Genomic DNA, 23,313 nt, shown 5'->3' with positions numbered 1-23,313 from the left:
CAACGCCTTGGGTAGCAGACGCCCCATCAGTGGCAGCGCCAGGATGCAGAATCGGCTGTGAACGATAGAAACGGTGGGGCGACTCCCCCAGGCTATTGATGAGTCAGTGAGATACACGCGCAAAAAAAAAGGCCTGCACAATGGCAGGCCCTTGCAGCACCCTGGCGTATTACTGGATCTCGAGCGGCACGCTGGAAACCATCGACGCGGGGGCTGCGCCCGGCACAGCGATCTCCACTGGCATGCCGTCTTCAGCAGCAACAACATCGCGCACCATGTCCCAGTTCATGCGCAGGTTATTGGCCAGATCCTGACGCTTGAGCAAGGCATTGATAACCGCAGTGTGCTTGTCGACCACCGAGGGATTGCCCTTGTCATCCAGCGGCGTATGCGCCTCAAGATAAACCTTGCCCGCACTGATGCCGAACTTGTAAGGCTCATTGATGATGCGCACCGGGGTGCCGACCGGCACCATCTTCGACAGGGCCAGCACGTTGTTGTTGAACATGCGGAAACACCCGTGACTGGTACGCATGCCAATACCGAACTTCTTGTTGGAACCGTGAATCAGGTAACCCGGTACGCCCAAGGTGAACTTGAACGGCCCCAGTGGGTTGTCCGGCCCGGCCGGTACAATGCCCGGTAGAGGATCACCATCGGCCGCGTGCTCGGCCCGAATCGAAGCCGGTGGCGTCCAGGTCGGGTTTGGCGTCTTGGCAGTGATCTTGGTCTGTGCAATTGGCGAACCCCAACCTTCGCGACCAATACCCAGCGGGAAGGTATGCACCACATTCTGCCCTTTCGGGAAGTAGTACATACGGTACTCAGCCAGGTTGATCACGATACCCTCCCGCGGACCTGGCGGCAGGACGTAACGGGTTGGCAGAACAATCTCGGTACCCACACCCGGCAGCCATGGGTCGACACCGGGGTTGGCAGCAACCATCTCCAGGTAACCCAGGTCATTGGCAGTGCCGATGTCGGCGAAGGTGTCTTCGTACTTGGCCTTGATAACCTGGACCTGGCCAACGACGTCTTCTCCGGGCGGCGGCAGAGGCAGCTCCAGGGCAGTGGCGGAACCTGTCGCCAGCACGGCGGCAATAGACAGGCAACGGGTGACGGCGGGAAAGCGCGACAACATCCGGAAAATCCTTCGCTAATTCAATAGGGGCAAGACAGCGATTGTACACCCGCCCCCGCCTGACCGGGAGACATCGGGGTGAACGGTTACGTGCGCATATGACAGGCAAATACTGTCAGAGTTGCGGCCACACCGGCCGTGTGCCACGCCGCTGGGCATCGAGAATCGCCCGACATAGCGGACACAGACGCCGGTCACGGTAGATCGAACGCTCTACCCCGGACCACCGCGGCTGAGCAGGCAACAACGTACCGCACAAGGTACGGTCTGCCGAACACCCCAGCTCAAGTTGACGGGCCACCAGATGAACGCGGATCTCCTGGCAGGCGAACAGATCAAGCTGTTCGTCGGGCTCGATCAATTGATAGGCATACAGGGACCAGGCGGGACGCGGCATTGAGGGCTCCAAATCGGGGGCGCAACATTAGCCGAAAGCCGATCACTAGAAAAGCGTCAAAGCAGCGGTTTTATCACCGGCCAGGCATTATCCAGCAGCCGCTGCTGTGCTCCCTGTGCCGGATGCAGCCCATCGGCCTGCATCAGCTCGGGCACGCCGCCCACACCCTCGAGAAAAAACGGCACCAGAGGGACCTGTTTATCCTTGGCCAGATTGTCATAAACCCTGGCAAACGCTTCGGTGTAGCGAACGCCATAATTGGGTGGCAAGCGCATGCCCAGCAGAACCACCTTGGCGCCCGCAGCGCGGGAGCTGTCGATCATCGCAGCAAGGTTTTGTTGCAATTGCGCCGGCAACTGCCCGCGCAGGCCATCGTTGCCGCCCAACTCAAGCACCACCAGCGCGGGCTTGTGCTCTGCAAGCAGCGCTGGCAGGCGCGCCTGGCCCCCTGCACTGGTATCGCCACTGATTGACGCGTTAACCACCTGGCTGTCGAATCCCTCGGTTTTCAGGCGCGCCTGCAGCAACGACACCCACCCTTGACGGGTATCCAGGCCGAAACCCGCGCTGATACTATCCCCGACGATCAACACGGTACCCGCCGTGGCAAGCTGTGCCATGCACAGCAAGGCCAGACCGGCACTCAATATCCACACTCGCATCGGATTCTCCATGGGCCCCAGCATTCTCATTGCGCAGAACCTTAGCAAAGTGGTTCCCAGCGCGGAAGGCGATCTGACTATCCTGCATGAACTGTCGCTGGACCTGAAACAGGGCGACAGCCTGGCCATCGTTGGCGCCTCGGGTTCAGGCAAGTCGACCCTGCTCGGCCTGCTTGCCGGCCTGGACCTGCCCAGCGCCGGCTCTGTCACCCTGGCCGGGCATGATCTTGGCAGCCTGGACGAAGACCGGCGCGCCCAGGTGCGTGCCGAACATGTCGGTTTTGTTTTCCAGTCGTTCCAGTTGCTGGACAGCCTGAGTGCACTGGAGAACGTCATGCTGCCCCTGGAGCTCGACGGCCGTCGCGACGCCCGCGAACACGCTCGCAGCCTGCTGGAACGGGTTGGCCTGGGCCAGCGCCTGAGCCATTCGCCACGCCAGCTTTCCGGGGGTGAGCAGCAGCGAGTGGCCATCGCCCGGGCCTTTGCCGCAGACCCTGCCGTGCTGTTTGCCGATGAACCGACAGGCAACCTCGATAGCCACACCGGCGAACGCATTAGCGACCTGTTGTTTGAACTGAACAAGGAACGTGGCACTACGCTGGTACTGGTCACCCACGACGAACGCCTGGCCAAACGCTGCCGTCGCCTGATCCACCTGGATGCCGGTCACCTGGTCACCCCCCTGGAGCCCTGATGGCACATCTGTCGTTTTTCCGTCTGCTGAGCCTGGCGTTTCGTCAGTTACTGCGTGATGCCCGTGCAGGCGAGCTGCGCGTGCTGTTCTTTGCCCTGGTCATTGCGGTGACCGCCAGCACCGCCATCGGCTACTTCGGCGCACGCCTGAACGGTGCCATGTTGCTACGCGCCACCGAGTTCCTGGGGGCCGACCTGGTGCTGCAAGGCAGCGCACCGGCGAGTACAGCGCAAATCAACGCCGGTATCGACCAAGGTCTCGAACATGCCCGTGTCGTTGAGTTTTCCAGTGTTATCGCTGCCGACAGCGGTATCCAGCTCTCCAGCGTCAAGGCCGTGGACAACAACTACCCGCTACGCGGCGAACTGCGCAGCGCGGCAGAGCCCTATGCCGCAGAAACACCCGGCACAGGTCCGGCACCGGGGGAGGCCTGGGTTGAGTCACGCCTGCTGGCAGCGCTGAACCTGAAAATCGGCGACAGCATTGACGTCGGCATGAAGAGCCTGCGCATGAGCCGGGTGCTGACCTACGAACCGGACCGCGCCGGCAACTTCTACAGCCTGACCCCCAGGGTACTGATCAACCTGGCCGACCTTGACGCTACCGGCGTGGTTCAGCCCGGCAGCCGGGTCACCTACCGCGACCTGTGGCGCGGCGTACCGGCCGCGCTGAGCGCTTATCAGCAGGCTATCAAACCGGCGCTGGCCGCCCACCAGCAACTGCTGAACTCACGTGACGGCAACCGCCAGATCGGCGGTGCGCTGGGCAAGGCCGAACGCTACCTGAACATGGCCAGCCTGGTGGCCGTGCTCCTGGCAGGCGTGGCCGTGGCCCTGTCGGCCAGCCGTTTCGCCAGCCGGCGCTTCGATGCCAGCGCCCTGCTGCGCTGCCTGGGCCTTTCGCGGCGCCAGGCACTCTCATTGTTCTGCCTGCAACTGGCAATACTTGGCGGCGCTGCGGCCCTCAGCGGCGCATTGCTGGGCTGGCTCGCCCAGTTTGGCCTGTTCCAGCTGCTCAAAGGCTTGCTGCCCAACGAGATTCCACCAGGCGGTATTGCCCCGGCACTGGCCGGCATTGCCACCGGGCTGGTGGCGCTGGCGGGCTTCGCCTTGCCTCCCCTTGCCGCCCTGGGCCGGGTTCCGCCGTTGCGCGTGTTGCGCCGCGACCTGCTGCCCGTCCCACCAAGCAGTTGGCTGGTGTATGGCGCAGCGCTGTTCGCCCTGGGCCTGATCATGTGGCGGCTGAGCCTGGACCTGTTACTGACCTTTGCCCTGCTGGGCGGCGGCCTGATCGCTGCCCTGCTGCTCGGCGGCCTGTTGCTGCTTGGCTTGCGCAGCCTGCGTCGCCTGCTGGCCAACGCACCGCTAGCCTGGCGCCTGGGCCTCGGTCAACTGCTGCGCCATCCGCTGGGCGCGGCGGGCCAGTCACTGGCCTTCGGCCTGATCCTCCTGGCCATGGCGCTGATCGCACTGCTGCGCGGCGAACTGCTCGACACCTGGCAAAACCAGTTGCCCAAAGACGCGCCGAACTACTTTGCCTTGAACATCCTGCCGGATGACAAAGCTGACTTCGCCCACCGCCTGAGCGAGTTCTCCGCCCAAGCAGCACCGCTGTACCCGGTGATTCCCGGCCGCCTGACACACATCAACGGCCAAGCGGTGCAGCAAATCGTCAGCAAGGACTCTACCGGCGATCGCGCCATCCAGCGTGACCTGAGCCTGACCTGGGCAGCCGATCTGCCACAGGGCAACGCCCTCGTTTCCGGTCAGTGGTGGCAGGCCACGCCCCCGGCAGACGCCCTGCCCGGTGTCTCAGTTGAAGCCGATCTGGCCACCAGCCTTAAGCTCAAGCTCGGTGACCACCTGACGTTCAGCATTGGCGGCATGGAACGCGAGGCGCTGGTCAGCAGCCTGCGCACCGTCAACTGGGACAGCTTCCAGCCCAACTTCTACATGATCTTCCAGCCCGGCACCCTGCAAAACCTGCCGACCACCTACCTGACCAGCTTCTACCTGGCGCCTGGCAATGACGCGCAACTCGTGGCCCTGTCCCGCGCCTTTCCGGCGGTGACCATCCTTCAGGTCGACGCCTTGCTCAATCAACTGCGCAGCATCCTTGGCCAGGTGACCCTGGCGGTGGAGTACGTGCTGTTGTTTGTTCTGGCTGCGGGGTTGGCAGTGCTGTTCGCTGGCCTGCAGGCGACACTCGACGAACGCATTCACCAAGGTGCACTGCTGCGGGCACTGGGGGCCGGTCGCCGCTTGCTGACCAAGACCCGACGTATCGAGTTCGGCTTGCTCGGTGCTGCCAGCGGCCTGCTTGCCGCACTCGGCACTGAACTGATCAGCCTGCTGCTGTACCACTATGCCTTTGACTTGAAATGGAGCCCGCATCCCTGGCTGCTGGTACTACCGGTACTGGGCGCTTTGCTGATTGGTAGCGCCGGGGTATACGGCACGCGCCGTGCGCTGAATGCCAGCCCACTGACCGTGCTGCGCGAGGGCTGATAGACTCGCGATGCTCATATCAACAGACCGCCACCTATACCAGGCAATCACCAAGAGACACCCTGCCCCATGAGTCGTTATCGCCCACCGCGCACTGCCGGCACCGCTCTGATCACGCCTGAAGGCGAAGCACGCATGCGCGCTGAGCTACATGAACTGTGGCACGTGCGCCGCCCCCAGGTCACCCAGTCCGTGAGCGAGGCGGCAGCGCAAGGCGACCGTTCGGAAAACGCGGAGTACACCTACGGCAAGAAAATGCTGCGCGAAATTGACAGCCGTGTCCGCTTCCTGAGCAAACGGTTGGAGAACCTGAAGGTTGTCAGTGAGCGCCCCAGCGACCCGAACAAAGTGTATTTCGGCGCCTGGGTCACCATCGAGAACGAGGACGGGGAGCAGTCACGATACCGTATCGTCGGCCCGGACGAACTGGACCTGAAACTGGGCCTGATCAGCATCGACTCACCGCTGGCCCGAGCCCTGATCGGCAAGGCGCTGGACGCCGAAGTACGGGTGCAGACACCCACTGGTGAGCAACTCGTTTACATCGTCGAAATCGACTACCCCTGAACACCAGCGCCGCACCTTGAGGTCACGGCGCGGACAAAGGCGGGTCAGGCGCGGGTAATCAGGCCTTGGCGAGCAATACGGGTCAAATGGCCGATGACCTCTGCGGCCTCTTCAGCCGAGGGCGACTGCACCACTGCCAAATCGAAACGGTCATTAGCGAAGCCGCTCAGTGCAACGTTGTGGGCGGCAAACTGGATCAGGAAGGCCGTAGCGCGGCCTTTGCGGCGTGGCCAGCCATCGAGGTAACGCAGGAGTGTCGGTTGATGCTGGCCACCCAGCAGAATACGTGGCGTACGCGCCGCTTGGCTGGCAGGAAGAGGGCTTAGGCAAACACTGGTACGTGGGCAACTCATGGAGTATTTCTCCGCCTCGCAGATCCCGCTGGGCTGCGGTGGGAGGCGTCACCGAACCAGCGTTTTAGCGGTATTCGGTCACCCATCAGGGAGTGTCCTGCGCCCCGCAAGTAGCTGTTTAAATCGGCGCAAGTCAGCATCCTAGAGAAGCGGCGGGCGGGCTGTCAACACACTCAGAAACAAAAAACCTATGAAGCAGGCATGCCTGCTGTGGCATCGGCGGGGTGCCAAGGCGTTCAAGACAGCTGCATCGTCGGCAAGCCAACAGGGATCCGCGCAGAACACGATCAGGCATTGTTGAAAATCTTTGATTTGTTGTTATTTTTCAGCATTTTTCAGGCATATAAAGCCAATACCCCGAGGTAGGACCATGCAACTCATCGACATCGGCGTCAACCTGACCAACCCGAGCTTTGCCGGCCAGCAGGCGGCATTGCTTGAGCGTGCCCAAGCCGCCGGTGTATGTCAGATGCTGGTGACAGGTACCAGCCTGGCGGGTAGCGAACAGGCACTGGAGCTGTGCCAGCAACTTGATGAACCGGGCCTGCGCTTGTTCAGTACCGCCGGTATCCACCCACACGACGCCAGCAGTTGGACAACAGACAGTGCACGGCAACTGCGCGCACTGCTGGAGCAACCACGGGTACGTGCCGTGGGTGAATGCGGGCTGGACTTCAACCGCGACTTCTCTCCGCGCCCACAACAGGAAAAAGTCCTGGAGGAACACCTGAGCCTGGCAGTTGAGCTACAGATGCCCGTGTTCCTGCACGAACGCGATGCCAGCGAGCGTCTGCTGCAGATCCTCAAGGATTTCCGCGATCGCCTGCCTGCCGCCGTGGTGCATTGCTTCACCGGTGAGCGCACCGCGCTGTTCGGCTACCTTGACCTGGACCTGCATATCGGGATCACCGGCTGGATCTGTGACGAGCGCCGAGGCACCCACCTCCATCCACTGATGAGCAGCATTCCCCGCGGGCGACTGATGCTGGAAAGCGATGCCCCGTACCTGCTACCGCGCAGCCTGCGGCCCAAGCCGAAGAGCGGTCGCAACGAGCCGGCCTTTCTGCCCGAAGTGCTCAATGAAGTGGCGCGTCATCGCGGCGAAACCCCGGAGCAATTGGCCGCCCATACCACCGACTGCGCCCGGGCCTTCTTCAACCTGCCAGAGATTGCTTGACGCATATCAAGACTTACCCGTAAAAGCGAAGGCAAAATGATGGCACCTTGCCAAAAATATTTCCGCTCAATCAGAGAAGACCTACCATGGGTGCCTGGCTTAGCAATATCTCCCTGAAGTACAAATTCTGGGCCGTCAACGCTGTCGCCTTCGTCACAACATTGTTTCTGGTGCTGTATGCCGTGCATCTGGAACAACAGGCCCGGGCCGAGGAAGCCCAGAACAAGGCTCAGGTGGAGGCTCGCCTGCTGGCCACCTGGCCTGCCGGTCAGCCTTTGCCTCAGGACCATCGTTATCTGAGCATCAGTGCCGGGCAAACCCCGAGCTTCAATGGTGAAGCCCTACCCGCCCTGAGCGCTGCACAAGGCTGGGTCGAGCTGAACCGTTTCCCAGTGCTGGGTGACAACCCACTGATTGGCGCCCAGGTCATCAGCCGCGACGGTCAACAGGTCGCCGTGCTGGCCCAGGCCCCGAGTCTGATTCAAGTGTTCAGCGACCGCTTCGCCAACTATGCCGTGTGCGTACTGATCCTGATGCTGGCCATGCTCTGCGCCTCGCAACTGCTGATCCGGTTCCTGCTAAGCCAGCTCAACACACTCAAGGACGTGATGCTCCACGTGGAGAAAACCGGTGATCTTTCGGCCCGGGTACCCCTGGCCTGCGGTGACGAGGTCGGGCAGATGGCTTCGGCATTCAACGCCATGCAGACCACCTACCACCGTGTCGTCAACACCGTCGCCCGCACGGCAGCGCAGCTTGACTCCGGCGCCGCACGCCTGGCCACGAGCATGAGCGAGGTACGCCACGGCATGCTCGGCCAGCAAAGTGAAACCGACCAGGCCGCGACAGCGATCAACGAGATGTCCGCCACCGTGTACCACATCGCTCAGCATGCCGGCGCCACACGCGACCTGTCGCAGACCGCCGACACCCTCGCAGGCAGCGGCCAGGAAGTGGTCAGCCGGGTACAAACCTCGATCGCCGGGCTGTCCAGTGGCGTGCAGCAGACCGCTGAGATGATCCACCAGCTTGCCGAAGACAGCCAGAAGATCAACGGTGTGGTGAGCGTGATCCATAGCATCGCCGAACAAACCAACCTGCTGGCCCTCAACGCGGCCATTGAGGCCGCACGTGCTGGCGACCTGGGCCGTGGCTTCGCGGTGGTCGCCGACGAAGTGCGCAATCTGGCCAAGCGCGTACAAACCTCCACCGACGAGATCACCACCATGGTCGCCGCCTTGCAGGCCGGCACCCGCGATGCCGTGGATTTCATGCAGGAAAGCTCGTACAAGGCCGACGATTGCGTCAAGCAAGCGCAAGAAGCCGGTGAAGCCCTGGCCGAAATCACCAGTGCCGTGGCACAGATGCGTGAAAGCAACACCCAGATTGCTGTCGCGGCTGAACAGCAAAGCCAGGTGGCCGAAGAAATGAACCGCGCGGTGGTCAGTATTCGCGACGTGACCGAAGAAACCGTGCAGCAGACCGTCGATTCGGCCACCACCAGTAGCGAACTGGCGACCCTGGCCGGCGAATTGAGCAAAGCCATCGGCCAGCTCAAGCTATAACCTCAATAGAGAGGTCGCATTGGCCCCCCTTCGGGGGCCAAACTATTCTTCAGGTATGACGTAACTGCCTGAGGAGCCTTGCGATGAGCAAACGCCTACCCAACGTGCACGCCTGGCAATGGCGACACTACCACCACCATCCAACCAAACTGGCGCTCCACCTGATTGCCGTGCCACTGTTCATCCTTGGCACGTTGATGGTGCTGGCCGGCCTGTTCAATGTGGACCTGGGCGTACTGGCCGTGGGGGTGATCGCCCTCCTCGCCGCGCTTGCCTTGCAACGCCAGGGCACCGCCACTGACGCCAGGCAAAACGACTCAGGCCATGGCAATTGATCGGCTTAGCGACGTTCCATGTCAGCCAGCAGTTTCGCCAGGCTCTGGTCGGCGCGGATCTCTGCATCACGTAACTGGTTCTGCCAGTGCGTGACGCAGGGTGCCAGGTCGCCTTGCTGTTCGGCCTGTGACAACCACTGTACCAGGTCGTGCCAGTCGCCCAGATCGCCCTGTACGCCCTTGAGTTGCCGCTGAAGCCGATCACTCAGGCACTCCAGCTGCGGATAGGCCTCGGCACCATAGCGCACCCGCTTGATCAACAAGCGCAAGCGATGACGATCATGGTCAGGGTCGTTGAGCGCCTTATGCACGTCTTTCCATTGCCCCCGCAAACGCTTGTCGATGCGCTGGCTCAAGCGGCGAATCAGCTTCTGACGCTGCGCGGCACGTAAAAACATCGGAAACGCATCAATGATCGCCTGCACACGCTGCAGATCAGCACTGACAGCTACCTGTGCGAACACCTCGCCCTCTTTCTCCAGGCGCCGCTGGGCAGCAGCATACTGACCACGCTCCAGCAGTTGAGCGGCCAGTACCTCGCGGTCGCGCAACGGGGTTGTCAGCTCGCCCAGTTTGCCAGCGGCATGCTCCAGCTGATCAACCCCGGGCAAGCCCCGCAAGGGCCTTAGCAGGCTACGCAGACGCCGTACACTGATGCGCAAATCATGCAACGCCTCGCTGTCGGTATTGGCCTCAAGGCGCGCCTGACAGGCCATCAAGCGAACCTGCAGGCTCAGCATCTGGACGATTACATGATCAAGCATTGCCGCCATGTCCTACTCCTGAGGGGGTCAACGTCCAGCGCGGGATTCACGGATATAGAAGCGGGCTTTCTCGGCTTTGTTGGTACAGCCGTCAAATGCCTCGAACTGTTGCTGGGTCTTGGCACCGGTCAACAGTGACAAAGCCTTAGAGTAGCTTACCGTGCCGGCAAAGCCTTCGGCCTTGGCCAGGTCGAGCTCTTTCCAGGCTGCGTCGAGCTGGGTGGCACAACTGTCGCGATAGGCCGTTTTACCGGCACAACCGCTCAGGGCCAGGGCAATCAGCGGCAGGGTAATCCAAGCTTTCATCAGCAATACCTCAACAAAAAGAAATCAAGTTGGAGACTTCGACGGCACAGCTGTGCAAAAGTGCCGCGCTCAGCCTATCGCAGCGCATCTATCGATTGAAGCACAGCTACGATTAGGTGCATTGTTAGACCATTGACGGTCGAATGCCGCCCAGGAGCAACCATGAGTAAACGTGTAGCACTGGTGTTAGGGTCGGGTGGTGCTCGAGGTTATGCACATATCGGCGTCATCGAGGAAATCGAGCGTCGCGGTTACGATATCGCCTGCATTGCCGGCTGCTCCATGGGCGCGGTGGTTGGCGGCATCTATGCAGCGGGCAAGCTCGATGAATACCGTAACTGGATTGAAAGCCTGGACTACCTGGATGTGCTGCGTCTGGTGGATGTGAGCTTCCGTCTCGGGGCGATTCGGGGCGAAAAGGTGTTCGGCCAAATCCGCAAGATCGTCGGAGAGATCAACATCGAAGAATTGCGGATCCCCTACACCGCCGTCGCTGCTGACCTGACCAACCAGCAGGAAATCTGGTTTCAGGAAGGCTGCCTGCACCAGGCGATGCGTGCTTCGGCGGCAATTCCCAGTTTGTTCACACCTGTCGTGCAAGGCAACCGCATGCTGGTCGACGGCGGCATCCTCAATCCGTTGCCGATCATACCCGTGGTGTCGAGCCACTGCGACCTGATCATAGCGGTCAACCTCAATGCAACCAACCAGAAACACTACCAGTTACCGATCATTGAGCGCCCCCCTGCCTTCAAAATGCGCTTTGACCACCTGATCAGTTCGCTGGGTTCGCACCTGCCATTTCGGCGTAAACAGGCCGAGCACCTGATGCAACTGGATCAGGAAATCAGCCCGATCACACCAGCCCCCAACCCTTGGCTCAGCGAAGCCGCCGACCCTGAAGCGCAGCAACCGGCAGCCGCTCCAGAAATCGATGGCGCACCGAAATCCGCCAGCGGCTCCTTCATCATCGATAACGTTGGGCCCGCATCGCTGCTGGACCTGATCAACCAGAGCTTCGAGGTGATGCAGACGTCGTTGGCGCAATACAAAATCGCCGGTTACCCGCCGGATGTACTGATCAACGTTCCGAAACGGGTCTGCCGCTTCTTCGAGTTCTACAAGGCACCGGAGCTGATTGCGCTGGGACGGCAGATCGCCAGCGATACCCTGGACAACTATGAAGGGGAGCGGCGCTAAGCGCGGCTGGCACCTACAAAACCCAGGCGCTCATATCCCGTCTGGACCAATCAATCGATAGCCCACGCCGGGCTCTGTCACGATAAACCGCGGCGAGGTGGGGTCGTCACCCAGCTTCTGCCGTACATGAGCAACCACGATCCGCAGGTAGTGGCTGTCATCGACGTGGGTTGGTCCCCAGATGTCCTTGAGCAGTTGCTGCTGGGTAATCACCCGCCCCGGATGGCTGGCCAACTGCGCCAACAGCGCATACTCCTTACGCGTCAATGCCACTTCTACACCGTCGAGGGTCACCCGACGAAACGCGAGGTCAACGGTCAACGGCCCGAAACAAGGCGCCGATTCCTGGGCTACCGACCGTGGCACCTGACGCAGCAGCGCGCGAACCCGCGCCAGGAACTCCTGGATACCAAAGGGTTTGGTGACATAGTCATTGGCACCCGCATCCAGCGCCTCGACCTTCTGCACTTCGCTGGCCCGTACCGACAACACCAGCACCGGCACCTGGCTCCATTCGCGCAACTCGCGCAGCACGTGCTGCCCATCCATGTCCGGGAGCCCGAGGTCAAGTACCACCAGGTCCGGGCGGGTCAATGCCGCCTGGCTCAGCCCTTCGCTACCCGTCGCAGCCTCCACTACCTTGTAGCCTTGGGAGCTGAGACTGATGCGCAGAAATTTACGAATCTGTGGTTCGTCGTCGATGACCAGCAAGGTCGCGGTCTGGGTCATGGCGTGTCGCTGTCCAGTTCAGGTTGGGCCGGGAGCGGCAAGCATAGAGTGATACAGGTGCCCTGGCCATCAATGCCCTCGGCAACCCTTATATGCCCACCGTGGGCGCCGATCATGCCCTGGCAGATCGCCAGGCCAAGGCCGGTGCCCTGCCCGCCACGATCCCCCCGGGCGGCGGTATAGAACATGTCGAAAATCCGTTCACGTTCATTCGGTGGAATACCGGGGCCTTGGTCGCTGACAGCAAAACACAGCATCTTTTCCTCGACCGTTACACACAGTTCGAGTCGCCCGTGAGGGGGTGAAAAGCGTGCGGCGTTTTCCAGTACGTTGATCAGCGCCTGTTCGATCAGTGCCGCATGAACGTACAACAAGGGCAGGTCCGGCGGAACTTCAGCACGCAACTGAAACGGCGCCAGCACCACACGCAGGCGGTTCAAGGCACTGCCGACGATGTCTGCCGGAGCGACCCAATCGCGGGCCAGCGTCAGCCCGCCGTGGCCCAGCCGGGTCATGTCCAACAGGTTCTGGATGTAACGGTCCAGCCGCTCGGCTTCGTCGCGGGTGCCTTCAAGCAACTCACGACGATCTTCCAGAGGGATGGCCTCGCCCAGTGCCAGCAAGCTGTCGATGCTGCCTCGCATGGCGGTGAGCGGGGTACGCAGGTCGTGGGAGACCGAGGCAAGCAAGGCGCTGCGCAGCTGCTCGGTCTCACCGTGCAGACGCGCCGCTTCCAGCTCATCGGCCAAGCGAGCACGCGCCAGCGCCTGCGCCAGTGGCTGGCTCAGGGCCTTGAGCATACGTCGTCGCTGCGGCGTCAGCGTATACCCCTCACGTGGACGTACGCCGAGCAAGGCCAACGGCCCCTCCTCTGCAGACAACGGCCACCACCACCAACGCCCATTGGGCAAGGTGTCGCTGCCAAGCCCGGCAGCCTGATCGTGCTGCCAGGCCCAATCGGCAGCGGCACGTTCATTGTCGCTGAACTGCAATGCACCTCCGCTGGCCACCCGCAGGGCGCCTTCGGCATCACGATCGAGCAGGCACACCTGCAAATCGTGCGGGCTGTCCAGGTACTGACCGGCAGCAGTGAACACCGCCTGGCGATCAGTCGCTGCCGTCAATTTACGCGACAGGCCGAGCAACTGGTTGGTCTGTTCCTGGGTCTCACGCAGCGCCTGTAGCTGCCGACGCTGACGGGCAGCCAGGTTGCCGGTCAAGGCCGCCATCAACAGGAAAAACAATGAGGTCAGGACATCCTCTTCACGTTGGATGCTGAAGGAGAATGTCGGCGGGATGAACAAGAAGTCATAGCTCAGAAACGACAGCACGGCGCAGGCCAGCGCAGGCCCCAGGCTGCTGCGTACTGCCACCAGCAGCACGGCAGCAAGAAACACCAACGAGATGTTCGGCAACGCCAATACACTGGCAACCGCCCAGGCCAGGCCACTCGCCAACACCGTGGCCAGTAGCGCCAACAGGTAATGCCGCCAGACCCACTCCCCCTGCACAGGCAACCGCACAGGTTCGGGCTGGGTATCGCGGTTGAGCACGTTGACTTCCAGGCCATGGGCTTCGCGCAACAGCCGTGCAGCCACCCCGGCACCAAACAGGCGACGGCGCAGCCGATCACGCGACTGCCCGACCAGCACCAGGCTGGCCCGGCGCTCGGCCGCATGCTGGATCAAGGCATTGGCCACCTCGCCGGCGCGCAGCACCACCACCTCGCCCCCCAGGCGCTCGGCCAACCGCTGAGCAGCCTGCAGACGCTGACGGGCTGTTTCATCGCGCAAGCGGCCATTGTCGACATGCACCAGGCTCCAGGGCAGATGCCGACGCTGCGCAACGCGACTGGCATGACGCACCAGCCGCTCAGCCTGCGCATCACCGTCGACGCCGACCAACAACCGCCCACGCAACGCTGGTGCATCCTGCCCCAGTTTGCGGTAACCGTGTGCCAGATCGGCATCGACCTGGGCGGCAGCCGTCTGCATGGCCAGCTCGCGCAACGCGGTAAGGTTGGTCTGGGTGAAGAAGGCATCGATGGCCGCGCGGGCCTGCTCCGGCACATACACCTTGCCCTCGCGCAAGCGCTCCAGCAGCTCACGCGGCGGCAGGTCGATCAATACCAGCTCAAAGGCTTCCTGCAGCACCCAGTCCGGCAGCGTCTCGCGCACCTGCACACCGGTGATGCCACGCACGTGGTCATTCAAGCTTTCCAGATGCTGCACGTTGACCGTGGTGTAGACGTCGATGCCAGCCGCCAACAGCTCCTGCACATCCTGCCAGCGCTTGGCGTGACGGCTGCCCGGCGCATTGCTGTGGGCCAGCTCATCCACCAGCACCAGTTGCGGAGCGGCCTTGAGCAGGCCGTCCAGGTCCATTTCCTCAAGCACTACACCACGGTATTCCGAGCGCACACGCGGCTGCTGGGGCAACCCGCCAAGCAACGCTTCAGTTTCGGCACGACCATGGGTTTCGACCACCGCCGCCACCACCTTGACCCCATGACGCAGCTGGGCGTGTGCGGCTTGCAACATTGCATAGGTCTTACCCACCCCGGGTGCAGCCCCCAGGAACACCTTCAGTCGGCCACGACCGTCACGCGGCAGTTCGGCCAACAACGCATCGGCGCGTTCGGAATCACTCATGGTTACGGCTTGTCCTTATTTCGACGCAGGTGCCAGTCGGTCCAGCGCCATATTGAGGGCCAGAATATTGACCACCGGCGGGCCAACCAGCGGCTGCAGGGTGAACTGCTCGACCAGACCTTGCAAGGCCTGCACCGAAACCTGCCGCGCCGCTGCCACCTTAGGCACTTGATAAGCCACTGCCGCCGGTGGCAGGTGCGGGTCCAGGCCGCTACCGGAGGTGGTCAGCAATGCCAGGGGCACGGGCCCCTGCTGTGCCGTGAAGACACGTGCAGCCGCCTCGCTCACACGGGTAGCCAGTGCCGGGTTGCTCGGCGCCAGGTTGCTGGCGCCACTGGCCACGGTGGCGTAATCCGCCGCCGAAGGCCGTGACTGGAACCAGGCATCACCCTGGAACGCCTGGGCAATCTGCAATGAACCGCGCACCTGCCCCTGATCGTCGCGCAGCAAACTGCCATTGGCCTGCTCGGGGAAAACCACCTGGGCGACACCGGTGACCACCAGTGGGTAAACCGCGCCGGTGATCAGCGTCATCAACAGCATCAGGCTCAAGGCCGGACGTACTAGCGTAGTCATGTTCAATTCCTCGGTTCAGACCAGTTGCAACGCATTGAGCAGCAGGTCGATCAACTTGATCCCGGCAAACGGCACGATCAGTCCGCCCAGCCCATAAATCAGCAGGTTGCGACGCAACAAGTGAGCGGCACTGGCAGCCTTCACCCGCACCCCTCGCAGGGCCAGCGGAATCAGCACGACAATGATCAAGGCGTTGAAGACAATCGCCGACAGGATTGCGCTCTGTGGGCTGGCCAGTTGCATCAGGTTCAGCACCCCCAACTGCGGATAGATGGCAGCAAACAGGGCCGGAAGAATGGCGAAGTACTTGGCCACATCGTTGGCAATCGAGAAGGTGGTCAACGCCCCACGGGTGACCAGCAGCTCCTTGCCCACCTGCACCACATCCAGCAGCTTGGTCGGGTCACTGTCCAGGTCGACCATGTTGGCGGCTTCGCGCGCGGCCTGGGTGCCGTCATTCATGGCCATGCCAACATCTGCCTGTGCCAGTGCCGGTGCGTCGTTGGCACCGTCGCCACACATGGCGACCAGGCGCCCGTCATTCTGCTCCTGACGAATGCGCGCCAGCTTTTTCTCTGGCGTGGCCTCAGCCAGTACATCATCCACCCCGGCTTCAGCAGCGATTGCTGCAGCGGTCAGGGGGTTATCGCCCGTGACCATCACCGTGCGGATGCCCAACTGGCGCAGCTCGGCGAAACGCTCACGAATACCTGGCTTCACCACATCCTTGAGGTGGATGACGCCGAGCAGACGCTTGTCCATGCAAACCAGCAGCGGCGTGCCGCCGCTCTGGGCGATCTTGTCGACTTCCTTGGACAGCGCAACAGGCATTTCCAGGCGCTGCATACCGACGAACGCCAGCACCGAGTCCACTGCACCCTTGCGGTAACGGCGTTGCTGGTAATCAACCCCCGACAAGCGTGTCTCGGCGCTGAACGGCACCACCGTCATCGCATTGGCTTGCGGCTCGCTGAAGTCGTGCAACTGCCGCAGGTATTCGACGATCGATTTGCCTTCAGCGGTGTCATCGGCCAACGAAGCGAGCAAGGCGCCTTCGCCCAGTTCACGAGCGCTCACCCCTGGCGCGGCATGCAGGGCACTGCAACGACGGTTGCCGAAGGTGATGGTGCCGGTCTTGTCGAGCATCAACACATGCACATCACCGGCGGCCTCCACTGCACGCCCGGAGCGGGCAATCACGTTCAGCCGCACCAGGCGATCCATGCCGGCGATACCGATGGCCGAGAGCAAGCCGCCAATGGTGGTCGGAATCAAGGTCACCAGCAGCGCCACCAGGAACACCAGCGGAATCGCACCGCCGGCAAAATAGACGAATGGCTGCAGGGTCACCACGACCACCAGGAAGATCAGGGTCAAGCCGATCAGCAGGATGTCCAGCGCGATCTCGTTGGGCGTTTTCTGCCGTTTAGCACCTTCGACCAAGGCAATCATTCGGTCCAGGGTCGACTCACCGGGGTTGCTGGTGATCTTGATCAACAACCAGTCAGAGACCAGCCGGGTGTTGCCGGTAACTGCCGAGCGGTCGCCGCCCGACTCACGAATCACCGGCGCAGACTCACCGGTAATGGCTGCTTCGTTGACAGCGGCGATACCTTCAAGCACCTCGCCGTCACCAGGGATCATCTCACCGGCCAGCACCTTGACCACATCACCTTTTCGCAGCGCCGTCGCCGGTACCACTTCATAGCTGCCAGCGGCGTTACGACGCCGGCAACTGAGGCCCTGGCTACCCGCCTTGAGGCTGTCGGCGCGCGCTTTGCCACGCCCCTCGGCCAACGCTTCGGCAAAGTTGGCGAAAAGCACGGTGAACCACAGCCACAGGGCGATTTGCAGCGCCACATGGGTCGGCACAGCGCTGTCGGGCAACAGGCAGAGCACGGTGGTGAAAACCGCCGTCAGCTCGACCACCAGCATCACCGGCGCACGTTTCAACTGGCGCGGATCAAGTTTGACGAACGCCTGCACCAAGGCTGGCCGCCACAGCGCAGCAAAAGTCGTCCGGGCCTGTTCGGCCGGCACCGCATTCACATCAGGAATCGGCATGTTCATGATTCGCTCCTTAGAAGCCCAGGCTCAGGTGTTCAGCGACCGGGCCCAAGGCCAGGGCCGGCAGGAAGGTCAGGCCACCGATCAACAGGATGGTGACCAACAGCAAGGTGACAAACAGCGGACCATGGGTCGGAAAGCTGTTCTGCCCTACCGGCGCGGTTTTCTTGAGCGCCAGGCTGCCGGCCAGGGCCAGTACCGGGAGAATGTAGCCAAAGCGGCCAATCAGCATGCCCAGGCCGAGCATCACGTTGTGGAACGTGGTATTCGCACCCAGCCCGGCGAAGGCCGAACCGTTGTTGGCACTGGCCGAGGTGTAGGCATACAGCAGTTGGCTGAACCCATGAGCACCCGGGTTGCTCACCGCGCCTGCAGGGCCAGGCAAGCTGGTTGCCAGCGCACCCAGCACCAGTACCCCGAGTGGCATCACCAGCAAGGTTGCTACCAGCAATTGCACTTCACGCGCCTGCAGTTTCTTGCCCAGGTACTCAGGTGTGCGGCCAATCATCAGGCCCGCCAGAAACACAGCGATCAACACGTTCAGCAGCATGCCGTAGAGCCCGGCACCCACACCGCCAAAAATCACCTCGCCCACCATCATGTTGACCATCGCCACCATGCCGCTGATCGGGTTGAGGCTGTCGTGCATGTTGTTCACTGAGCCATTGGACGCCGCTGTCGTGGTGACCGTCCACAGCACGCTACCGGTGGTGCCAAAGCGGCTTTCCTTGCCTTCAAGCGGTGCCGTCTGTTCGACCTGAGGGTTGTTCAATGCCGGGTTGGCCTGGTACTCGGACCACAGCGCAGTCGACCCACCGATCAGGAACAGCGCCAGCATGCAGGCGATGATCGCCCGGCTTTGGCGCAGGTCTTTGACGTAATGGCCAAAGGTGAACACCAGGGCCACCGGGATGAGGATGATTGAAGACACCTCGAAGAGGTTGCTCCAGGCACTCGGGTTCTCGAATGGATGCGCCGAGTTGACTCCGAAGAAGCCGCCGCCGTTGGTACCCAGTTGCTTGATTGCGATCTGGCTGGCGGCCGGCCCCAGCGGAATAAGCTGGTCGACGCCTTGCAGGGTGAGCGCTTTGACGTAGTCACTGAAGGTTTGCGGCACGCCCTGCCAAACCAGCAACAACGCCAGTACCAGGCACAGCGGCAGCAAGCCATAGAGGGTTGCGCGGGTCATGTCGACCCAAAAATTACCCACCGTGCTCGCCGAGCGTCGGGCAATGCCACGGCACAGCGCGACCAGCACGGCAAGGCCCGTCGCGGCACTGACAAAGTTCTGCACGGTCATGCCAAGCATCTGGCTCAGGTAGCTGACTGACGCCTCACCGCTGTAGGACTGCCAGTTGGTGTTGGTCATGAAACTGACTGCAGTGTTGAATGCCAACGACCACTCTTGTCCCGGCAAATGCTGCGGGTTGAGCGGCAGGTAACCTTGCAGCAGCAGTACGCCGAACACCATCAGGAAACCAGCCAGGTTGAACGCCAGCAAGGCCAGCGCGTACTTCTGCCAGCTCTGCTCGCGGCCCGGATCGACACCTGCGATGCGATAACAACCCCGCTCCACTGGCCCCAGAATCGGCGTCATCCAGGTACGCTGCCCTTCCATCACCTTGTAATAGAAACGGCCCAGCCAAGGTGCCGGCAACAAGACGATGGCGAAAAATGCCAACAGCAACGCGTAATCGTAACTGTGCATGGCCACTCCTAGCCCCTGTCCGCGCGCAACAGCGCGGCCATCAGATAAACCCACAACGCCACTGCCAGCAGCAGTGACACCCCGTCCAGAATGCTCATCACAACTCTCCGTCTCGCAGCACAGTGCCGCTGACGGTCATTGTCGGAAGAGAGGCTGTAAAGGAACGAGAGCGAGTGCCCGATGAAGGCATAAAGAGTGCGTAAAGATCACTGACGGTGCTACAGCGGGTCAGGCGCGCGGCTGGTCCGGCTTGCTGTGCACCCAGTCCAGCAGCAGGCTGTAGGCCACCGCAAGCAGGGTTGGGCCAATGAACAGGCCGATGAAACCGAACGCCAACAAACCGCCAAACACACCGAGCAGGACAATCACCAGCGGCAGGTCACCGCCACGGCTGATCAGGTAGGGTTTGAGCACGTTGTCGACGCCACTGATGATGAACGTGCCCCACATGCCCAGGAACACCGCCATACCGTATTCCCCCTTCCAGACCAGCCACGCGGTGGCGGGTATCCAGGCCAGTGGTGGACCCATGGGGATAAGGCTGAGCATGAAGGTAATGATGCCCAACACCAGCGCACCCGGTATGCCTGCAATCAAGAATCCGATCAATGCCAGCAACGCCTGGGCCGCCGCCGTGCCGATCACACCATTGACCACACGCTGCACGGTGCCGGCAATCAGGTCGAGGTAGTAGCCGGCACGCTCACCGATCAGGCGGCCCAGCAGGCTCAGGACAAACGCCGCAAGACGCGGCCCGTCACGGTAGAAAAAGAACACGAACACCAGGCTCAGGGCAATTTCGAGCATACCGCTGCCAATCTGGGCACTGCGCGCCAGCAGCCAGTTCCCGACCTGACCGAAGTACGGTTTGAGATTGGCCAGCATGGCCACACCCTGCTGGTCGACAGCGACCCAGATACCCACCAGGCGTCCGCCGATCAATGGAATACTGCCCAACCAGCTCGGCGCATCAGGCAGGCCGTCAACCTGTACGTCTCGAATGAACGCCGTAGCATCGCGAACGTGGTCCACCAGGTTGAACCCCAGCCAGACCAGCGGCAAGGCCACCAGTAAAATCCACAGCGAGGTCAGGAACGCCGCCGCCAGGGTCTCTCGGTCGCCCAGCAGCCGCGTCAACAGGCGCATCAACGGCCAGCTGGCATACGCCAGGATCGCCCCCCAGAGCAACGCAGAGAAAAATGGCGCCATGACCCACAGGCCAGCCCCAAGCAATCCGAGCAGGAGGATCTGTACCAGCAGGCGGTCGTTACTCAGCATGATGTTCCCTGATCAGCGAATCAATTCAACGTGCAGGCCGCTTGCGCTGCCCTGACCAACTTCCAGCCGCGCCGCGCGCACACCGGTCTTGATCAACTGTTCGCGCCAGGCTTCAGCCTGGGCGCCAGCCAGTGTGACACGCAGGGTGCTGTCCAGGTTGAAACTTCGCCCAAGCAGTACAACCCAGTCTGCTGGCGGCTCCCCTCCAAGGTCGGGATAGTCCAGCTTGCCGGTACTGCGCAGTTCACGTAGCACCGTTGCCGGGGTTGGTAAAACGTCCGCCAGGGGCGCATTGGCAACAAACTGCTCGGCATGCAGGTAGGCCCGCTTGTTTCCACGTGTGATGCCGTACAAGGCGATCAAGGTATCCTGAGCTGGCGCAGCCAGACGCAGGAGCACAAAGGCTTGCTGCTCGTCGGAGCCATAGAGCCGCGCATTACCGAACACCTCATTGGCCCACAGGTTGCTCTCACCGCAGTCACGCGCCTCACACCAGAACAGCGCATAGCCGCCCTCTGCCTGCAAGGCTTCTCGCGCTTGAGTGAACGCCTCGCTGGCGGTCCGCTCGACGGGCAGCTGCCAGGTCACCGAGCTGAGTTGGCCTCGGCCCTCAATCTTGTTCTCCATGCGCAATTGGCCGCTGATCTTGCGCAGGGCGCCCAGCGGGTAGACGCGTTCCAGTTCCGTTGCTGCGTGTTGATCAACGGCTTTGGCATCCGTTGGCACCGGCAGCTCAGCGGCAACCAGCGGCCAGGCAACGAGCAAGGCCAGAGCGGAAACAGCAGATTTCAGGCTCGTCATCATATTCATCGGCACGCCACGCCCTGAAGGGCGCCGCGAGGTGAGGCAGTGTCACACGTGGTCATGGTTGTCTCCCTGTTCAACCCGCCAAGCCTCGACAGTTGCCTGCTACAAGTCAAGGAATGGCAAAGAAGCGATTGAAACAGTCTGCGACAAGGGACGCACCCGCCTCATCGTTCAGGTGCAGGTGGTGGCCACCCGGCAGTTGTTTCTGTTCAAAGGGTAGCTGCTCAAGCAAGGCAGTGTGCCGCACCAACATACCGTCGGCGGCCACGATCAATTGTGCAGGGCAAGCGATGCGGCGCACAAAGCTCTGCGCTTGCTCATCGCTCAAGCGTAGCGCTGAAGGTAACGTCAGGCGACTGTCGCTGCGCCAGGTAAAACCACCCGGGACGGCCTCCAACCCTCGCTGGGCGAGCAGCCCTGCCGCTTCGCGACTCACCGCCACCACGCCCTTCATGCGCGCCTCAACGGCCTGCTCCAGTGCCGCATACACCGGTTTTGGCTTCTTGCCGTGGCGCAGTTGCGCCTGCAGGGCCATGCCCATGCGCTCGGCAGTGTCTTCAACCCCTGCGGTCGGCGGGACAACGCCATCAATCAGGGCCAGACGAGCGATACGTTCAGGCACGGCCCCCGCCAGCACCACTGAGACAATCGCCCCCAAGGAGTGCCCCATCAGGGAAAAGCGCTCCCAGCCCAAATGTTCGGCGACCTTCAACACATCGAAGGCATAGTCCCACAAGGCATAGCTGGCCCCTGGCGGGCGGTGCCCGGACAAACCGTGCCCGGCCAGGTCCAGCGCAACGATACGCACCCCAGTCAGCTTCGGTGCCAGCCGTACAAAGCTGTTGGAATTATCCAACCAGCCATGCAACGCAATCACCGGGCGTCCATCGGCCGGGCCAAACAGCTGCGCCGCCAACTCGACATGCCCCAGGTTCAGACGCACCTGTTCGATTGGGCCGGTCATACGCTGTGCTCCTGCCAGCGGTCGAACAGCCCCTTGAGCAGGCTGGCGGTGTCGGTCGGTCGCTCCAGTGGAAACATGTGCCCGCCCGGCACACTGTGAAACTCGCCGCGCGGCATGCGACGAACCGCATAGGCATGATGACGCTTGATCACTCGGCTATGACTGCCCCGCACCATTGCCAGCGGGATCGAAACCTGGCGGACTTGCCCTGGGCTGATATGGGGCAAGCTACGGTAGATGCTGATTTCGGTGGCCGGATCGAAGCGCAGGCGCAACGCGTCGTCCGCCTCCTGCAGGCCATGTTGCACATAGGCGTCGAGGCAGTCGGGGTCGAAGTTGCGAAACAGGCTCTTGCCTGTGAAGTAGGCCCGTGCGGTTTCTCGATCCGGAAACGCCTCACGTCGGCCCAGCGTACGCCCGGCCGGGGTAAGGCGATCAATAAAACCAAAGCGCTTGGCCGTGCGAATCAGCCACTCATCAGCGCGCGTCAGCACCGGTGAGTCCAGCATCACCACGCCGCGGTAGAACTGTGGGCAGCGCATTGCCGCATGCAGGTGCAGAACCCCGCCCAGGGAGTGCCCGACACCCCAGACCGGCGCAGGCTGTTGTTGCAGATGGTGGATCAACTCGTCGACCAGGCTCTGCCAGTTATCGTTGACCGGGAAGCGCGGGTCGTGGGCATGCTGAGGCAGGTGGCTGACCTGATAGTCCGGCGCCAGCGCAGCGAATAGCTTGCCGTAGGTGGCCGAGGGGAAACCATTGGCATGAGCGAAGAAGATCTGCTGCGACATGGCCGCCTGTCCGAGAGGAGTAATGGCGTCATTGTCCGCGCCGACTCGGCGCGGGGCAATGTCCGGAAAAGCCA

General features: G+C 62.1%; 22 protein-coding genes and 1 pseudogene. 7 read left to right on the top strand and 16 right to left on the bottom strand.

Annotated elements, in window-relative coordinates:
• Positions 1-169: 169 nt before the first annotated feature.
• The 3 genes from CS390_RS08505 to CS390_RS08495 all read right to left on the bottom strand — a co-directional run bounded on the left by CS390_RS08505 (position 170) and on the right by CS390_RS08495 (position 2,200).
• A complete protein-coding gene (locus CS390_RS08505) occupies positions 170-1,141 on the bottom strand; it encodes a L,D-transpeptidase family protein (RefSeq protein WP_099774039.1) in 972 nt (323 codons plus the stop codon).
• 115 nt (positions 1,142-1,256) lie between these two features.
• Complete coding sequence (locus CS390_RS08500; RefSeq protein ID WP_065759409.1) at positions 1,257-1,538, bottom strand: hypothetical protein; 282 nt, start codon at positions 1,536-1,538, stop codon at positions 1,257-1,259.
• 56 nt (positions 1,539-1,594) lie between these two features.
• Positions 1,595-2,200 carry an arylesterase gene (locus tag CS390_RS08495; protein WP_099774038.1) on the bottom strand — a complete coding sequence of 202 codons (606 nt, stop codon included), beginning with the start codon at positions 2,198-2,200 and terminating at the stop codon, positions 1,595-1,597.
• 10 nt (positions 2,201-2,210) lie between these two features.
• On the opposite strand from CS390_RS08495, the gene CS390_RS08490 reads away from it, so the two are divergent.
• The 3 genes from CS390_RS08490 (at position 2,211) to greB (ending at position 5,968) form a co-directional block, all read left to right on the top strand.
• A complete protein-coding gene (locus CS390_RS08490) occupies positions 2,211-2,894 on the top strand; it encodes an ABC transporter ATP-binding protein (protein WP_099774037.1) in 684 nt (227 codons plus the stop codon).
• Positions 2,894-5,401, top strand: coding sequence for an ABC transporter permease (locus CS390_RS08485; protein ID WP_099774036.1), 2,508 nt, complete (start codon positions 2,894-2,896; stop codon positions 5,399-5,401). The genes CS390_RS08490 and CS390_RS08485 overlap by 1 nt, the downstream gene beginning before the upstream one ends.
• 69 nt (positions 5,402-5,470) lie before the next feature.
• The gene (gene greB / locus CS390_RS08480) at positions 5,471-5,968 is read left to right on the top strand and encodes a transcription elongation factor GreB (protein WP_065759413.1); all 498 of its coding nucleotides are present in this window, start codon (positions 5,471-5,473) and stop codon (positions 5,966-5,968) included.
• Positions 5,969-6,012: 44 nt separating this feature from the next.
• Here the strand turns inward: greB and CS390_RS08475 are convergent, their stop codons facing one another.
• Positions 6,013-6,321, bottom strand: coding sequence for a hypothetical protein (locus CS390_RS08475; protein WP_099774035.1), 309 nt, complete (start codon positions 6,319-6,321; stop codon positions 6,013-6,015).
• 370 nt (positions 6,322-6,691) lie between these two features.
• On the opposite strand from CS390_RS08475, the gene CS390_RS08470 reads away from it, so the two are divergent.
• The 3 genes and pseudogenes from CS390_RS08470 to CS390_RS08460 all read left to right on the top strand — a co-directional run.
• Complete coding sequence (locus CS390_RS08470) at positions 6,692-7,498, top strand: TatD family hydrolase (RefSeq protein ID WP_099774034.1); 807 nt, start codon at positions 6,692-6,694, stop codon at positions 7,496-7,498.
• A gap of 86 nt (positions 7,499-7,584) precedes the next feature.
• The gene (locus tag CS390_RS08465) at positions 7,585-9,063 is read left to right on the top strand and encodes a methyl-accepting chemotaxis protein (protein WP_065759416.1); all 1,479 of its coding nucleotides are present in this window, start codon (positions 7,585-7,587) and stop codon (positions 9,061-9,063) included.
• 83 nt (positions 9,064-9,146) lie between these two features.
• Positions 9,147-9,374 (top strand): annotated as a pseudogene (locus tag CS390_RS08460) (terminase); the annotation flags it as partial.
• A 29-nt stretch (positions 9,375-9,403) separates the two neighbouring features.
• Here the strand turns inward: CS390_RS08460 and CS390_RS08455 are convergent.
• Positions 9,404-10,171, bottom strand: coding sequence for a CHAD domain-containing protein (locus CS390_RS08455; protein WP_099774033.1), 768 nt, complete (start codon positions 10,169-10,171; stop codon positions 9,404-9,406).
• A gap of 18 nt (positions 10,172-10,189) precedes the next feature.
• Positions 10,190-10,468, bottom strand: coding sequence for a hypothetical protein (locus CS390_RS08450; protein WP_099774032.1), 279 nt, complete (start codon positions 10,466-10,468; stop codon positions 10,190-10,192).
• A 162-nt stretch (positions 10,469-10,630) separates the two neighbouring features.
• On the opposite strand from CS390_RS08450, the gene CS390_RS08445 reads away from it, so the two are divergent.
• Positions 10,631-11,668, top strand: coding sequence for a patatin-like phospholipase family protein (locus CS390_RS08445; RefSeq protein ID WP_065759420.1), 1,038 nt, complete (start codon positions 10,631-10,633; stop codon positions 11,666-11,668).
• Positions 11,669-11,698: 30 nt separating this feature from the next.
• Here CS390_RS08445 and CS390_RS08440 read toward each other — a convergent pair whose 3' ends face one another.
• From CS390_RS08440 to CS390_RS08395, 10 genes are all read right to left on the bottom strand, one after another.
• A complete protein-coding gene (locus CS390_RS08440; protein ID WP_065759421.1) occupies positions 11,699-12,397 on the bottom strand; it encodes a response regulator in 699 nt (232 codons plus the stop codon).
• Positions 12,394-15,048 (bottom strand): sensor histidine kinase KdpD, encoded by a 2,655-nt coding sequence (locus CS390_RS08435; RefSeq protein ID WP_099774031.1) that lies wholly within the window; start codon positions 15,046-15,048, stop codon positions 12,394-12,396. The genes CS390_RS08440 and CS390_RS08435 overlap by 4 nt, the downstream gene beginning before the upstream one ends.
• Before the next feature lie 15 nt (positions 15,049-15,063).
• Positions 15,064-15,624, bottom strand: coding sequence for a potassium-transporting ATPase subunit KdpC (gene kdpC / locus CS390_RS08430; protein ID WP_099774030.1), 561 nt, complete (start codon positions 15,622-15,624; stop codon positions 15,064-15,066).
• A gap of 15 nt (positions 15,625-15,639) precedes the next feature.
• Positions 15,640-17,694 carry a potassium-transporting ATPase subunit KdpB gene (gene kdpB / locus CS390_RS08425; protein ID WP_099774029.1) on the bottom strand — a complete coding sequence of 685 codons (2,055 nt, stop codon included), beginning with the start codon at positions 17,692-17,694 and terminating at the stop codon, positions 15,640-15,642.
• A 10-nt stretch (positions 17,695-17,704) separates the two neighbouring features.
• Positions 17,705-19,399: a potassium-transporting ATPase subunit KdpA gene (kdpA, locus tag CS390_RS08420; RefSeq protein ID WP_099774028.1), complete on the bottom strand. Its 1,695-nt coding sequence runs from the start codon at positions 19,397-19,399 to the stop codon at positions 17,705-17,707.
• A gap of 8 nt (positions 19,400-19,407) precedes the next feature.
• Complete coding sequence (gene kdpF, locus CS390_RS08415; RefSeq protein ID WP_065759426.1) at positions 19,408-19,497, bottom strand: K(+)-transporting ATPase subunit F; 90 nt, start codon at positions 19,495-19,497, stop codon at positions 19,408-19,410.
• 130 nt (positions 19,498-19,627) lie between these two features.
• Positions 19,628-20,677: an AI-2E family transporter gene (locus tag CS390_RS08410; protein WP_099774027.1), complete on the bottom strand. Its 1,050-nt coding sequence runs from the start codon at positions 20,675-20,677 to the stop codon at positions 19,628-19,630.
• A 12-nt stretch (positions 20,678-20,689) separates the two neighbouring features.
• Entirely contained in the window at positions 20,690-21,478 is a 789-nt protein-coding gene (locus CS390_RS08405; protein ID WP_099776589.1) for a DUF4892 domain-containing protein, read from the bottom strand.
• Positions 21,479-21,593: 115 nt separating this feature from the next.
• Positions 21,594-22,448, bottom strand: a complete 855-nt coding sequence (locus tag CS390_RS08400; RefSeq protein WP_099774026.1) for an alpha/beta hydrolase — start codon at positions 22,446-22,448, stop codon at positions 21,594-21,596.
• Entirely contained in the window at positions 22,445-23,239 is a 795-nt protein-coding gene (locus CS390_RS08395) for an alpha/beta fold hydrolase (RefSeq protein ID WP_099774025.1), read from the bottom strand. The genes CS390_RS08400 and CS390_RS08395 overlap by 4 nt, the downstream gene beginning before the upstream one ends.
• Positions 23,240-23,313: the final 74 nt, after the last annotated feature.

The sequence above is a fragment of the Pseudomonas sp. HLS-6 genome (genome assembly GCF_002753995.1).
Lineage (GTDB): Bacteria > Pseudomonadota > Gammaproteobacteria > Pseudomonadales > Pseudomonadaceae > Aquipseudomonas > Aquipseudomonas defluvii.
This window is presented reverse-complemented; position numbering and strand designations above follow the sequence as displayed.